Below are 284 nucleotides of genomic sequence, written 5' to 3' on the forward strand. Positions count from 1 at the left end.
GCGGGCGGGGCGGCGGCAGCACGATGCCGTTCTGCGGCACGTCGGCCATTTGTTCAGGTCCCATGTCCCCCCGCTTCCTCGCCGTGGACGCCCTGCCTTCATTCCAGGCTGTGGAGAACCGTTTGTCCACAGCCTGTAGGTGCCTGTAGCCAAAATGTGCCGGCGACCGAACAATCGGTTGGTGAGGCGAGTCACAGCCGACGCGCCTCCCGTAGCCGCTCCCACGAGGAGGTGCCGTCATGACGGTTCTGGAGCAGCGGGGCGCGTACCGGCCATCGCCGCCG

This window comes from Streptomyces capoamus, from assembly GCF_014654935.1.
GTDB classification, from domain to species: Bacteria; Actinomycetota; Actinomycetes; order Streptomycetales; family Streptomycetaceae; genus Streptomyces; species Streptomyces capoamus.